Annotated in this window: 13 protein-coding genes; 10 read left to right on the plus strand and 3 right to left on the minus strand. The window is 65.4% G+C overall.

Annotated elements, in window-relative coordinates:
• Positions 1-64: 64 nt before the first annotated feature.
• The 6 genes from ACEN9O_RS25825 to ACEN9O_RS25850 all read left to right on the plus strand — a co-directional run bounded on the left by ACEN9O_RS25825 (position 65) and on the right by ACEN9O_RS25850 (position 7,210).
• Entirely contained in the window at positions 65-1,900 is a 1,836-nt protein-coding gene (locus ACEN9O_RS25825; RefSeq protein ID WP_495614649.1) for an ABC transporter transmembrane domain-containing protein, read from the plus strand.
• A 65-nt stretch (positions 1,901-1,965) separates the two neighbouring features.
• A complete protein-coding gene (locus tag ACEN9O_RS25830; RefSeq protein ID WP_495614650.1) occupies positions 1,966-2,739 on the plus strand; it encodes a sterol desaturase family protein in 774 nt (257 codons plus the stop codon).
• Between the two features lie 24 nt (positions 2,740-2,763).
• The gene (locus ACEN9O_RS25835; protein ID WP_495614651.1) at positions 2,764-3,849 is read left to right on the plus strand and encodes a threonine aldolase family protein; all 1,086 of its coding nucleotides are present in this window, start codon (positions 2,764-2,766) and stop codon (positions 3,847-3,849) included.
• A 62-nt stretch (positions 3,850-3,911) separates the two neighbouring features.
• Entirely contained in the window at positions 3,912-5,456 is a 1,545-nt protein-coding gene (locus ACEN9O_RS25840) for a DEAD/DEAH box helicase (RefSeq protein WP_495614652.1), read from the plus strand.
• Between the two features lie 84 nt (positions 5,457-5,540).
• Positions 5,541-6,515, plus strand: a complete 975-nt coding sequence (locus ACEN9O_RS25845) for a thymidylate synthase (RefSeq protein WP_495614653.1) — start codon at positions 5,541-5,543, stop codon at positions 6,513-6,515.
• Positions 6,512-7,210 carry an alpha/beta fold hydrolase gene (locus ACEN9O_RS25850; RefSeq protein ID WP_495614654.1) on the plus strand — a complete coding sequence of 233 codons (699 nt, stop codon included), beginning with the start codon at positions 6,512-6,514 and terminating at the stop codon, positions 7,208-7,210. Before ACEN9O_RS25845 ends, ACEN9O_RS25850 begins: the two co-directional genes overlap by 4 nt.
• On the opposite strand, the gene ACEN9O_RS25855 is transcribed toward ACEN9O_RS25850, so the two are convergent.
• Positions 7,200-7,553 carry a cupredoxin domain-containing protein gene (locus ACEN9O_RS25855; RefSeq protein WP_495614655.1) on the minus strand — a complete coding sequence of 118 codons (354 nt, stop codon included), beginning with the start codon at positions 7,551-7,553 and terminating at the stop codon, positions 7,200-7,202. The two genes, ACEN9O_RS25850 and ACEN9O_RS25855, sit on opposite strands and share 11 nt — an antisense overlap.
• A gap of 6 nt (positions 7,554-7,559) precedes the next feature.
• The gene (locus ACEN9O_RS25860) at positions 7,560-8,441 is read right to left on the minus strand and encodes a metallophosphoesterase family protein (RefSeq protein WP_495614656.1); all 882 of its coding nucleotides are present in this window, start codon (positions 8,439-8,441) and stop codon (positions 7,560-7,562) included.
• 174 nt (positions 8,442-8,615) lie between these two features.
• On the opposite strand from ACEN9O_RS25860, the gene ACEN9O_RS25865 reads away from it, so the two are divergent.
• Genes ACEN9O_RS25865 through yidD form a run of 4 tightly spaced genes read left to right on the plus strand, consistent with a single transcriptional unit; the run spans position 8,616 to position 11,168 of the window.
• Positions 8,616-9,152 (plus strand): sigma-70 family RNA polymerase sigma factor, encoded by a 537-nt coding sequence (locus tag ACEN9O_RS25865; RefSeq protein ID WP_495614657.1) that lies wholly within the window; start codon positions 8,616-8,618, stop codon positions 9,150-9,152.
• Positions 9,142-9,927 (plus strand): anti-sigma factor family protein, encoded by a 786-nt coding sequence (locus ACEN9O_RS25870; protein WP_495614658.1) that lies wholly within the window; start codon positions 9,142-9,144, stop codon positions 9,925-9,927. The genes ACEN9O_RS25865 and ACEN9O_RS25870 overlap by 11 nt, the downstream gene beginning before the upstream one ends.
• A gap of 60 nt (positions 9,928-9,987) precedes the next feature.
• Complete coding sequence (locus tag ACEN9O_RS25875; protein WP_495614659.1) at positions 9,988-10,704, plus strand: hypothetical protein; 717 nt, start codon at positions 9,988-9,990, stop codon at positions 10,702-10,704.
• 11 nt (positions 10,705-10,715) lie between these two features.
• Positions 10,716-11,168: a membrane protein insertion efficiency factor YidD gene (gene yidD, locus ACEN9O_RS25880; protein WP_495614660.1), complete on the plus strand. Its 453-nt coding sequence runs from the start codon at positions 10,716-10,718 to the stop codon at positions 11,166-11,168.
• 16 nt (positions 11,169-11,184) lie between these two features.
• On the opposite strand, the gene ACEN9O_RS25885 is transcribed toward yidD, so the two are convergent.
• Positions 11,185-12,951, minus strand: coding sequence for a methyl-accepting chemotaxis protein (locus tag ACEN9O_RS25885; protein WP_495614661.1), 1,767 nt, complete (start codon positions 12,949-12,951; stop codon positions 11,185-11,187).
• Between the last annotated feature and the right edge of the window lie 182 nt (positions 12,952-13,133).

The raw sequence follows: 13,133 nt of genomic DNA on the forward strand, positions 1-13,133 counted from the left end.
ACACCGAACAATTTAGCGACACCCGAATCGTCAACAAAGAATACTTACAAACAGCAGCCATACGATGACCAACAGTACCACCGCCAGCACCCCGTCCGCCGCCGCCCCCAACACCGCAAGGGAAGCAAAGAAAGGCAGCCTCGCCACTCTACGCGGACTGACGCCCTTCCTGCTGCCCTACAAGCGCCAGTTCATCCTGGCCGGTATCGCGCTGGTGGTGGCCGCCTGCTCCACGCTGGCGATACCCGCCGCCTTCAAGCAGATGATCGACCTGGGCTTCGGCGGTTCCGGCGCCAAGAGCATCAAGCACGTGGACCTGGTGTTCCTGGCGCTGTTCGGCGTGGCCACCGTGCTGGCCCTGGCCACGGCGGCGCGCTTCTACACGGTATCGTGGCTGGGCGAGCGCGTTACGGCCGACATCCGCAGCGCAGTCTACAAACACGTCGTCACCCAGAGCCCGGAGTTTTTCGAGACCACCCAGACCGGCGAAGTCCTGTCCCGCATCACCACCGACACCACGCTGATCCAGGCGGTGGTGGGCACCAGCATCTCGATGGCGCTGCGTAACGTGCTGCTGTTCATCGGCGGCCTGGTGATGCTGTTCGTGACCAGCGCCAAGCTGTCGGCCATCATCATCGGCCTGCTGATCCTGACCGTGCTGCCGATCGTGATGTTCGGCCGCCGCGTGCGCAAGCTGTCACGCGACTCGCAGGACCGCATCGCCGACGCCTCCGCGATGGCCGGCGAGATCCTCAACGCCATGCCGACGGTGCAGGCCTTCACCCACGAGAAGATCGAATCGGACCGCTTCGGCGCCTCGGTCGAAGGCGCCTTCGGCACCGCCATGCGCCGCATCCGCGCGCGCGCGCTGCTGACCATGATCGCCATCGTGCTGGTGTTCGGCACCATCGTCTTCGTGCTGTGGCTGGGCGCGCACGCGGTGCTCAGCGGCGACATGACCGGCGGCGACCTCGGTCAGTTCATCCTGTATGCGTCCATCGTGGCCGGCGCCATCGGCGCGCTGTCCGAAGTGATGGGCGAAGCGCAACGCGCCGCCGGCGCCACCGAGCGCCTGCTAGAGCTGATGTCGGTCAAATCGCAGATCCAGTCGCCTTCGCAGCCGCTGTCGCTGCCGCCGCGCGCCGCCAACGGCGCGGCATTGAGCCTGCACGACGTATCGTTCTCCTACCCTTCGCGCCCGGACACCGCGGCACTGGGGCATCTGTCGCTGGAGATCCAGCCGGGTGAGACGGTTGCCGTGGTCGGCCCTTCCGGCGCCGGCAAGACCACGCTGTTCCAGCTGTTCCTGCGCTTCTACGATCCGCAGAGCGGCTGCATCAAGCTCGATGGCGTCGACATCACCAGGCTCGATCTGCACACGCTGCGCGGCGCCATCGGCATCGTGCCGCAGGATACGGTGATCTTCTCGGCCGACGCGATGGAAAACATCCGCTACGGCCGCGCCGACGCCACCGACGCCGAAGTAATCCAGGCCGCGAAGCTGGCCGCCGCCCACGAGTTCATCGAACGCCTGCCGCAGGGTTATCAATCCTTCCTGGGCGAGCGCGGCGTTCGCCTGTCCGGCGGCCAGCGTCAGCGCATCGCGATCGCGCGCGCGCTGCTGAAAAATCCGCCGCTGCTGCTGCTCGACGAAGCCACCAGCGCGCTGGATGCCGAGTCCGAGCGGCTGGTGCAGACGGCGCTGGAAGCGGCGATGGTGGGCCGCACCACCGTCATCATCGCGCACCGCCTGGCCACCGTGCAGCGCGCCGACCGCATCATCGTGATGGAGGACGGCCGCATCGTCGAAACCGGCACGCATGCGTCGCTGGTGGCGCTGGGCGGCATCTACGCCAACCTGGCGGCGCTACAATTCCATAACGTCCACGTCGAGCATTAATCAATTCATAAGCACGGCCAGCGCCACCGGCCTTAGCATGCGTTATCTGATTTTCAAGGACGCGTATGCTGGGCCAACTTTTGAACAACATCGGACACGTAGCGAGAAACTACGTCATCGTGGTCGGCGTCTTCGCCGCATTGTGGCTTTGGTGGCGCCACCGGCCCGGCAGCAGACGGCGCCTGCAGGCCAAACCGATCGGCATGCCGCAGGTCCGCCGCGAGGTCCTGACCTCCATCGTCAGCATCGTGGTGCTTGGCAGCGTCATGCCGGTGACTTTTGCATTGGGCCTGGACCGGCACGCCCACTTCTATCAAAGTGTGCACGCCTATGGCCGCGGATGGGGCTTTATCGCCGCCATGGTGGTGCTGATGATGCTGATCCAGGACACCTGGTTCTACTGGACGCACCGGCTGATGCACCACCGCCGCCTGTTCCGCTGGGCGCACATCACCCATCACCGCTCCGTCAACACCGGCCCATGGACCACCTACTCGATCAGCCCCCTGGAGGCGGTGGTCGACAGCGGCGGTAGCATCATTATCCTGCTGGTGGTGCCGGTCACGTTCTGGTCGCTGGTCATCTTCACGTGGATTAATACGACTTTTGCAGTGTACACGCACCTGGGCTACGAGCTGTTCCCGCGCGCGATGTCGAAGCACTGGCTGGGCCGCTGGATCAACACTTCGACCGCCCACAACACCCACCATGCGCGGGGACGCTACAACTATGGCTGGTACTTCCTGTTCTGGGACCGGATGATGGGCACCCTGTCGCCGGACTACGACGAACAGTATCGCAAAGCCGGCTTTTTGGCCCCGGCGGCAAAAAGCCGGTAACATTCTCCTTTTCAGGAGAACGCCTTGACCGACGCCGAACTGCGCCTCAGCTGCACCACCCACCTTCCCGGACACCGCCAGCCCTCGCCCGCGCAGCTGTTCGCGGCGATGTCCGCATGGTGCGAGGCCAACGGCGTGGCGCACGACACCTACGGCAGCGGCACGCTGATCCAGGATTTCGAGCAGAAGGTCGCCGCCCTGCTGGGCTTTGAATCGGCGCTGTTCTGCGTCACCGGCACCATGGCGCAGGCCACCGCGCTGCGCATCGCCTGCTCGGAGCGCGGCAGCCGGCTGGTGGCTCTGCATCCCACATCGCACATCCTGCGCCACGAGCGCGGCAACCATCAGCTGCTCGACCATTTCCAGGCCTTGCAGATCGGCGACCCGCACCGCCCGTGGACGCTGGATGAACTCAAAGGCATCCCGGACAAGCTGGGCGCCGCCACGCTGGAGCTGCCGATGCGCGAGATCGGCGGCCAATGCCCAAGCTGGGAGGACCTGGCGGCCATCAAGGCCTACTGCCGCGAACACTCCATCCACCTGCACCTGGATGGCGCGCGCCTGTTCGAAACCGCCACCGCATATGGCCGGCCGGCCAGCGAGATCGCCGCCGGCTTCAACTCGGTCTACCTGTCGATGTACAAGGGCATAGGCGGCATGGGCGGCGCCATGCTGCTGGGGAGCGAGTCGTTTATCGCCAAGGCACAGGAGTGGTTCCGCCGCCAGGGCGGCAATGTCTACCAGCGCACGCCGTACGTGGTGGCCGCCGCGATGCAGTTCGATGCGCGGATGGCGGCGATGCCAAGCTACTTCCGCCGCACCGAATGGTTGTACGAGGTGCTGCGCGACTACCCGCAGCTGACGCCCAACCCCGCCCGTCCGCAGGCGAGCATGCTGCATCTGCACCTGCCGGTCAGCCGCGAGCGCGCCAACGAGATCCGCAACCGCATCGCCGAGCAGCATGGCGTGTGGCTGTTCAACGCCGCCAGCCATGCCGCGCTGCCCGGCCGCAGCTCGGTCGAGCTCTATATCGGCGACAACCTGCTCAACATGCCCGACCAGCGCGTGCGCGAGATCCTGACCCTATGGTCGGACGCGATGACCAACTAATTCCTGCACAAGCCGGCGCAACCGGCTACACTGCGCCCTCTTTTCGTTTGACTGCATACATCATGACCTTCCAAGCCCTCGGCCTGATCGACCCCATACAGCGCACGCTGGACACGCTGGGCTACAAACAGCCCACCCCCGTCCAGAAGCAAGCCATTCCCGCCGTGCTGGCGGGCCGCGACCTGATGGCGGCGGCGCAGACCGGTACCGGCAAGACGGCGGGCTTCGCCCTGCCCATCCTGCAGCGCCTGACCATGGACGGCATGACCGGCCCGAAAGCGATCCGCTGCCTGGTGCTGGTGCCGACGCGCGAACTGGCCGAGCAGGTTTATGAGAGCTTCCGCAGCTACGGCGGCAACCTGCCGCTGAAATCGGCCGTGGCCTACGGCGGTGTGCCGATCGAGCCGCAGATCACCAAGCTGCGCAAGGGCCTGGACGTGCTGGTGGCCACGCCGGGCCGCCTGATCGACCTGCACGACCAGGGCGCGATCAGCTTCGCCATGCTGCAAACGCTGGTGCTGGACGAGGCGGACCGCATGCTGGACCTGGGTTTCGAGCGCGACCTGGACATCCTGCTGGCGGCCCTGCCCAAGCAGCGCCAGACCTTGCTGTTCTCGGCCACGTTCTCCGATGAGATCCGCAAACTGGCCGCCGGCATGCTGAAAGACCCGATATCGATCCAGGTCAGTGCCAGCAATACCGCCACCAAGACCGTCAGGCAGTGGCTGATCCCGACCGACAAGCGCCGCAAGCCGGAACTGCTGCTGCACCTGCTGAAGAAGCTGAATTGGGGCCAGGTGCTGGTGTTCGTCAAGACCCGCAAGGGCGTCGAGGCGCTGGTCAAGACCTTGCAGGAACACGGCATTTCCTCCGACTCTATCCACGGCGACAAAACCCAGCCGGCCCGCCTGCGCGCGCTGGCCCGCTTCAAGAACGCCGAAGTGCAGCTGCTGGTGGCCACCGATGTCGCCGCGCGCGGGCTGGATATCGAAGCGCTGCCGCAGGTGGTCAACTTCGACATGCCGATCGTGGCGGAGGACTATATCCACCGCATTGGCCGCACCGGCCGCGCCGGCATGGAGGGCGAAGCCGTCTCGCTGGTCTGCGCCGACGAAGTCGATATGCTGAAGGCCATCGAAACGCTGACCCGCCAGGTCATCCTCCGCATCGAGGAACCGGGCTTCGAGGCGGACCACCGCGTGCCGGAAACCGGCCCGAAAGGCGTTGCAGCGGCACTGGCCAAGAAGGCCGCAGCCGAAGCGCCGGCCAAGAAGAAGCGTCCATTCACCGGCCCTGCCGGCGGCAAGGCGGCAACCGGCGGCGCCGCACCAGCGGCAGGCAAGCCGGCAGTGACGGCCCGACCGGCCGGCGGCGACGCGTCGCTGGGCACCTGGACGCCACCTCCGCCATCGGGCAAGCCATCCGGCGGCGCGCGTTCCGCAGGCGGCAAACCCGGCGCAGGCCGCATCTACGGTGGCGGCAAGCCGGCGGCGGCAGCGCCAAAGGGCGAGGTCGTGGTCACCGGCGGACGTGGCGCCAAATCGCTGGCGCGGGCAGCAGGCAAGGCCACCGCCAAGCCTGGCGGCCGCAAGCCCGGTCCACGCTGAGCGCCTGGGCGGCCATGGGCGCCGCCTGATAAAATAGCCACCTTTCCGGGCTGTTGCGGCCCGCGCACCACGTTGGAGAATTGAATGCAGCAATACCAGGAACTGATCCAGACCGTCCTCGATACGGGCAGCTGGCAAGACAACCGCACCGGCATCCGCACGCTGAGCGTACCGGGCGCGATGATGCGCTTCGACCTGCTGAACGGCGGTTTCCCTGCCGTGACGACCAAAAAACTGGCATTCAAATCCGTGGTTGGTGAACTGTGCGCCTTCCTGCGCGCCTCCAGCAGCGCCGCCGACTTCCGCGCGCTGGGCTGCAAAGTGTGGGACCAGAACGCCAACGAAAACAAGCAGTGGCTGGACAACCCTTACCGCTTGGGCGAAGACGACCTGGGTCCGGTCTATGGCGTGCAATGGCGCCAATGGCCAGGCTTCAAGCTGATCCCCGTCGACCAGCCGGCGCAGATCGCCGACGCGCAAAAGAACGGCTTCCGCCTGATCTCGCAGATCGAGGACCAGGGCGTGACCAAGGTCCTGCTGCACAAGGCCATCGACCAGCTGCGTGAGTGCCTGGACACGATCGTCAACAATCCCGGCAGCCGCCGTATCCTGTTCCATGGCTGGAACCCGGCGGTGCTGGATTCGGTCGCTCTGCCGGCCTGCCACCTGCTGTACCAGTTCATTCCGAATCCGGCCACGCGCGAGCTGTCGATGTGCCTCTACGTCCGATCCAACGATCTGGGCCTGGGCACGCCGTTCAACCTGGCGGAAGGCGCCGCGCTGATGCACCTGGTCGGCCGCCTGACCGGCTACACGCCGCGCTGGTTCACCTACTTCATCGGCGATGCCCATATCTACGAGAACCACATGGACATGGTCAAGGAGCAGCTGACCCGCACGCCGTTCCCGGCGCCGCAGTTCCGCATCTCCGACCGCGTGCCGGACTTCGCCAAGACCGGCAAGTACGAACCGGAATGGCTGGAGAAGGTCGAGCCGTCGGACTTCTCGCTGGAAGGCTACCAGCACCACGCGCCGATCACGGCGCCGATGGCGGTATGACCCGACTGGACTTCATCCCCGGCACGCTGTGCGACGAAAGGATGTGGTCCCGTTTGACGCCGCTGCTGGGCAGCGGCTTCGAGTTCAATCACGTCCCGCTGCACAAGGCGCGTACACGCTTGCAGATGCAGGAGCTGATCGCGGCGCACAGCGCGCCGTCGGCGCACATCGTGGCGTTCTCGCTGGGCGCCTATCTCGCCATCGAATACGCGCTGTTGCATCCCGAGCGCGTGCAATCGCTGGTGCTGATCGCGAACTCGGCGCGCGGCCTGAGCGAAACCGAGATCCAGACCCGCCGCCGCATCATCCCCATGTTGAAGAACAATGCCTACACCGGCATGACGCGCATGCGCCTGCGCGAGCTGCTGCATGAGTCGCACCTCGGCGATCAGTCCATCATCGACACCATCCAGCAGATGGCGCTGGAGCTGGGCAAGGATGTTTTGCTGGCGCAGTTCACCGCCTCGATGGAGCGGCCCGACCTGATGGAGCGGCTGGCCGAGATCACCTGCCCGGTGCTGATCGTCGGCGCGACCGGCGACCAGCTGGTCGATCCAGCCCACCTGCAGGAGATGCAGCGCCACCTGCCCGATGCGCAGCTGAAGCTCCACGACGGCACCGGCCACATGATCCCGCTGGAGGCCCCGCAAGCGCTGGCCTCCGACATATCGGGCTTCCGTCCGCTCAGGCCTTGACGATGATCGTGCCGGCCATCTCCTCATGGCCGCTGCCGCAGAAGTTATCGCACAAGAAGCCGAACTGCCCGGCAGTCTCCGGCTTGAGCTTCACCTGCACCGGCTTGCCCATCACAAGATCGGCGCGGATCTTGAAGTCCGGCAGGCTGAAGCCGTGCGGGAAGTCCAGTGCCGTCAGTTCCAGCACCACCGCTTCGCCCTTCTTCAATTCGATCACGTTCGGCGCGAAGCGGAACTTGCGGGCCTCGATCTTGATGACCCTTTCCTTTGCCTTGGCCTGCACGGCGCCAAGTGCAACCAGCGCCAACGGGGCGCACATCAGCAGTCTACGTTTGGTCAACATAACGATTTATCCTTTCATTGCCGGGAATTCGGTGATCTGATACGCCACAGGCTTGGCCTCCGCCTCCACCTCGCGGAAGCCCAGCCCCTTGCCCGGCGCCGCCGGATCCCACGGCAACGGCGTGCGCTTGTCCTGCGAGCCCGGCGCCGGCAACGGGAAGATCAGCGACTTGGCCGCGTGATGCGCGATGTGGCCGCTCATGTGGTGGTTCTCCTGGTGGATATGGCCATAGAACACCGTGACGTTCGAGTACGGCATCAGCAGCGCCATCGCCTGCTCACCGTCGCGCGTGGCCCAGTCCCATTTCGGCGCCAGGTCGAACAAGGGCCGGTGGGTCAACACGACGATGCGCGCGTCCTTCGCCTGCTTGTCCAGATCCGCCTTCAGCCAGGCCAGCTGCGCGTCGCCGATGCGCGCCCCGGGGTCGGAGACGTTGTCGATGGCGATGAAGTGCACGCCCTTGTGATCGAAGCTGTAGTGCGTGGGGCCGAAGAACTCCTGGAACGCCGCGCCGTTGTCGAGCGAGGCGTCATGCTCGCCCGCCAGGAAGTGCACATCCCTGACCTTCAGGCCGCCGGCGATCTGCTTGAACTCCGCCATGCGCCGGCGGCGCTCTGCCGCGTCGTCGGTGGTGTGGGTCAGGTCGCCGGTGAAGACGATAAAGTCCGGTGGCGTGGTCAACGCGTTGACGCTCTCCACCGCCTGCCTGAGCGTGTTCTGGGCTTCCGGATTGGCCGGTCCCTTGTAGCCCCAATGCGAGTCGGACAGCTGCACAAAGTAGAAATCCTCGTAGCCGGCGGCGGCCATGGCCCTGCCGTACAAGCCGGACATGAAGACGGCGCCGCCGCCCACTGCGCCCAGCCTTAAAAATCCTCTGCGATCGATCATGATGTACTCCGTGATGTGGTTGTAAAGACGGCGCCGCGACATGGCATAATCGGCAGGCGACGGTCGTACCGGCTAAAACCCGGAGCGCGGCCCGGATATTCCCGATTATTTTTTTATTTCTCAGCCGGGAATAAAACCCCACCGGGCGGAGTCTTCATCCACTGGACCACTGCAATGGATAAGTATTTGGGCGACGACGATAAAACCGCGCGGTTCGAGGCGATGGCCATGCCGCACCTGGACGCGGCCTACAACCTGGCCCGCTGGCTGACCCGCAACGAGCATGACGCCGACGATCTGGTGCAGAGCGCTTATCTGCGCGCGTTCCGCTTTGCCGACGGCTTTCGCGGCGGCGACGTGCGCGCGTGGCTGCTGACCATCGTGCGCCACACCTATTACAGCGCGCTGCGCGACGGCCACGCGCAGCGCGGCGATGTCAGCTTCGACGAGACGCTGCACGGCGACGACCAATCCACCGATCCGGCCGCCATCGCCGCCAGCCGCGACACCGGCCGCACCGTCAACGCCGCGCTGGCCCAGCTGCCGCAGGCGTTTCGCGAGGTGCTGGTGCTGAAGGAAATGGACGATCTGTCGTACAAGCAGATTGCGCAAGTGACCGAGACGCCGATCGGCACGGTGATGTCGCGGCTGGCCCGCGCGCGCAAGCTGCTGCTGGGGTATCTGAAGCACGGAGAGCAGGATGGAATCTAAACACAGCCAGGAAATGCTGTCGGCGTATCTCGACGCCGAACTGAGTGCGGCCGACCGCCGCCAGCTGGAGGCGCATTTGTCCGGCTGCGCCGATTGCAGCGCCGCGCTGGCGGAGCTGGAGGCGCTGCGCGGCCGGATCGGCGCGGAGGCGAGCCGCCACGCCGCGCCCGAGTATCTGAAGCAGCGCATCCATGCCGCGCTGCGGGCCGAGCCCGGGCAGCGTCCGCGCCGTGCGGCGCCGCGTGCGTGGCCGTGGGCCTGGATCAACCTGGGGCTGGCGGGCGCCGCGACGGCCGCCTTTGTTGTCACGCTGACGCTGTACCTGGGCCAGCCCACCGCCAACGAGCGCATCGAGCAGGAACTGGTGGGCAGCCATTTCCGCGCGCTGATGCCCAACCACCTGGCCGACGTGGCCTCGACCGACCAGCATACGGTCAAGCCCTGGTTCGCCGGCAAGCTGGATTATTCGCCGCCCGTGGTCGACCTGGCGGAGCAAGGCTACCCATTGGTCGGCGGCCGCCTGGACTATCTTCAGCAGCGGCCGGTGGCGGCGCTGGCCTACCGCCACCGCCAGCACATCCTCAACCTGTACATCTGGCCGGACGCCACCGGCCAGGCCAGCGCGCCGCAAGCAGGCATGCGCCAGGGCTTCCACCTGCTGCGATGGTGGCAGGACGGCATGCAGTACTCGGCCGTGTCGGACATGAACCCGCAGGACCTGGCGCAGTTCGCCGCGCTGCTGCGCCAGAAAGTGGCGCAGGCCGACGCGCAGTAGCGGACGCGGTTTTTCGCGGCGGCATGGTATTGTGGCTTGTTTATTCGACCACTTTACTATATGAACAAAAATCTGACCGGCACCGTCGTCGCGCTGGCATTGACGCAGGGCCTGCTGACCGGCTGCCGGGACAAGCCAGCGCCGGCAGCGCCCACGCCGCGTGTGGCGGTCGCCTCCCAGGCAGCCGTCGGCTCGCACGCGCCGCAGCCTGAGGGCGCCTACGACGGAGAGGAACTTGAAATCGCCCAATCCCTGAAGGGCAAGGATTTCACGCTGGAGGTGCTGGTCAACGGCAACGATTCTTTCCGCAACCTGGACATCAGCATGGCAGACGGCGGGCAGGTTCGCCTGTTGCGTTCGGTGTCAGGCCAGGCTTCGGAACTCGCCAACGCGACCTTCGCACCTGGCGACAACTTTGAACTCAAGGACGTGATCCCTGGCGATGCGCGCCAACAAATCCTCTGCAAGGGCAGCCAGCTGCTCAGCCGTGGCGCCGGCACCCTCGGCACATATTCACTCTATCGCATTGAAGGCGACCGCCTTCAGGAGCTGGTCAGCCTGGTCACCGAGCGCGAGGTCGAAGACGGTAATGGCCTTACGCCGCAAAAGCTGCGTGCCACCGTCGAGGAAAGCACGCGCGATGGCCAGCCGCTCATAATTTACCGGGTCAAGGCAGGCAAGCAGGCGGAGCGGACCATCGAGCTGCGCTGGAACGGCACGCTGTTCGAAGACCCTAGCGGCCAGTATGCGAAGATCGCGGCCGAATACACTCCATAAACCGGGCAACGATGAAACGTCCAGTGCTTGCCGCCATCGCGGTCTACCAACGCTACCTGTCGCCGCTGAAGGGCTTCAGCTGCGCCTTCCGCATCCATACCGGCCGGGACAGCTGCTCCCAGTACGGCAAGCGCGTCATCGCCCGCCATGGCACGGTGGCCGGCCTGCTGCTGTTACAGCGCCGCATGGCGGCCTGTGGCGACCTGCACCACCGGCACCAGCCGCCGCGCCCGGTGCTGTCGGCGCGCCACCGCAGGCAGGCCGGCTTTTGCAGCTGGGGCGAGGTGTTCGAGTTCGGCTGCGACTTCTTCACCGACTGGGCGCGCAGCGCTCGCTGCTGCAGCTGGAGCTTCAGCACCGCGCCGACCGAACTCGACGACAACTACACGGAGACCAGCACACGAAGACGCCGCAAGAAATCGGCCGCGCCGAAAAAGGCCGAGCCGAACGACATCAAAAAATGAGCACGCCGGCGCCGACTTAAAACTCTTCCCATTCGCCTTCGCTGCCGGCCATCGCCGGCTGCCTGGCCGCGGACCTGGCTGCGGACCTGGCCGCTGCAGGCGCGGCGGCCGGCTTGACCTTCACGCTCGACTGCAACTGCCTCGACGGCGCGACGGCACGGAGAGCCGGCTTGGGACGCGCCGCCGGTGCGGCGGGCGCAGCACGATGGACGGCGCCATCGAGTTTGAAGATGCTCACCACCTGCGTCAACGCGCCAGCCTGATCCTGCAGCGAGGTGGCTGCGGCGGCAGCCTCCTCCACCAGCGTCACGTTCTGCTGGGTGATGGCGTCCATCTGCCCGATCGCCCCGTTGATCTGATCCAGCCCCGAGGTCTGCTCCTGGCTGGCCTGGGTGATCTCGCCCATGATGTCGGCCACGTGCTGGATGTTGGTGACGATTTCCTGCATGGTGGCGCCGGCCTGGTCGACCAGCCTGGCGCCGCTCTCCACCTTCTCGACCGAATCGCCGATCAGTTCCTTGATTTCCTTGGCGGCGCCGGCCGAACGCTGGGCCAGGTTGCGCACCTCGGAGGCAACGACGGCGAAGCCGCGTCCCTGCTCGCCGGCGCGCGCCGCTTCCACGGCGGCGTTCAACGCCAGGATATTGGTCTGGAAGGCGATGCCATCGATCACGCCGATGATGTCCACGATCTTCTTGGACGAATCGTTGATCGAGCCCATGGTGTCGACCACCTGGGCCACCACGCTGCCACCGCGCAGCGCCACCTCCGACGCCGATTGCGCCAGCTGATTGGCCTGGCGGGCGTTGTCGGCGTTTTGCTTGACGGTGCTGGTCAGTTGCTCCATCGAGGTCGCGGTCTGCGCCAGCGATCCGGCCTGGTCGGTGGTGCGGTTGGACAGATCCATATTGCCGGCCGCGATTTCGCGCGAGGCGCTGGAAATGGTGTCGGTGCTGCCGCGCACTTCATGGACGATGCCGGCCAGATTGTCCTTCATCTTGTCCAGCGCGCTGAGCAGGATGCCAATCTCGTTACCGCCACGCACCTCGTTACGGCCGGTCAGATCGCCGGCCGCCACGCGGGTGGCGATGTCAGTGGCCTGCGCCAGCGGCACGGTAATCGCGCGCAGCATGCCCGTGCCCACCACGATGCCCAAGCCCAGGCCGACGATCAGGATCGCGAACATGGTGTAGCTGGACGTGCTCAGGCGGGAATTGACTTCGGCCTCATCGGCCAGCGCGCGGCCGGTGTCGAACTCGACCAGCGCCTTGAGCGCGACGTCGCCCACGCGGTAGCCCGGATTGATTTTCTTGATCAGGATGGTCTCGGCCTCGTCCCACTGGTTGTTGCGGATCGCGGCGCTGGCGGCGCGCACGTCTTCCACGCCCAGGCCGGCGCTGTCGGCATACCATTTTTCGGCCAGCTTTTTTTGCTCGGGCGAGCTGAGCTTGGACAGATAAGCTTCCCAGCGTTTGCCGATGCGGGTCGAAACCTGGTCGATCAGGTCGAAGTGCACCGTCAGCGCGTGATCGTGGAGCTTGGACCAGGCCAACTCCGGATTGTGCTGCAAGGCTTGCAGGATCTGGCTGCGCCCCAGCTCCATGTCGAGCCGGATGGCGTTCTGCTCGGCCGTATTTTTCTGGTTATCGACCGTGACGTTGCGCAGCAGCCTGACCGACTGGTCGGCGCTGTAGATGCCCATGAGGCCGTTGGCGAGCATGAGCGCGAGGAGCACGCCCAGCGCCCCCATCACCAGCGTCCTGATTCTTAAATTGGCGAACATAAACTCTCCTTGCTTTGATCGGTCGTACATCGCCGGATTACAATACGTGGAATTGGACCGGCCAATTCTCTCGAAAACTCACTTTGTTGCACCTTTTCCTTGCTATACGGCAAATTAATAACGATATGTGGCAGGGCTGCCTATCTTTTGTGGCAAGCATGCCGGCCCTGCAATTTCCGCTA

The sequence above is a fragment of the Duganella sp. Dugasp78 genome (assembly GCF_059491455.1).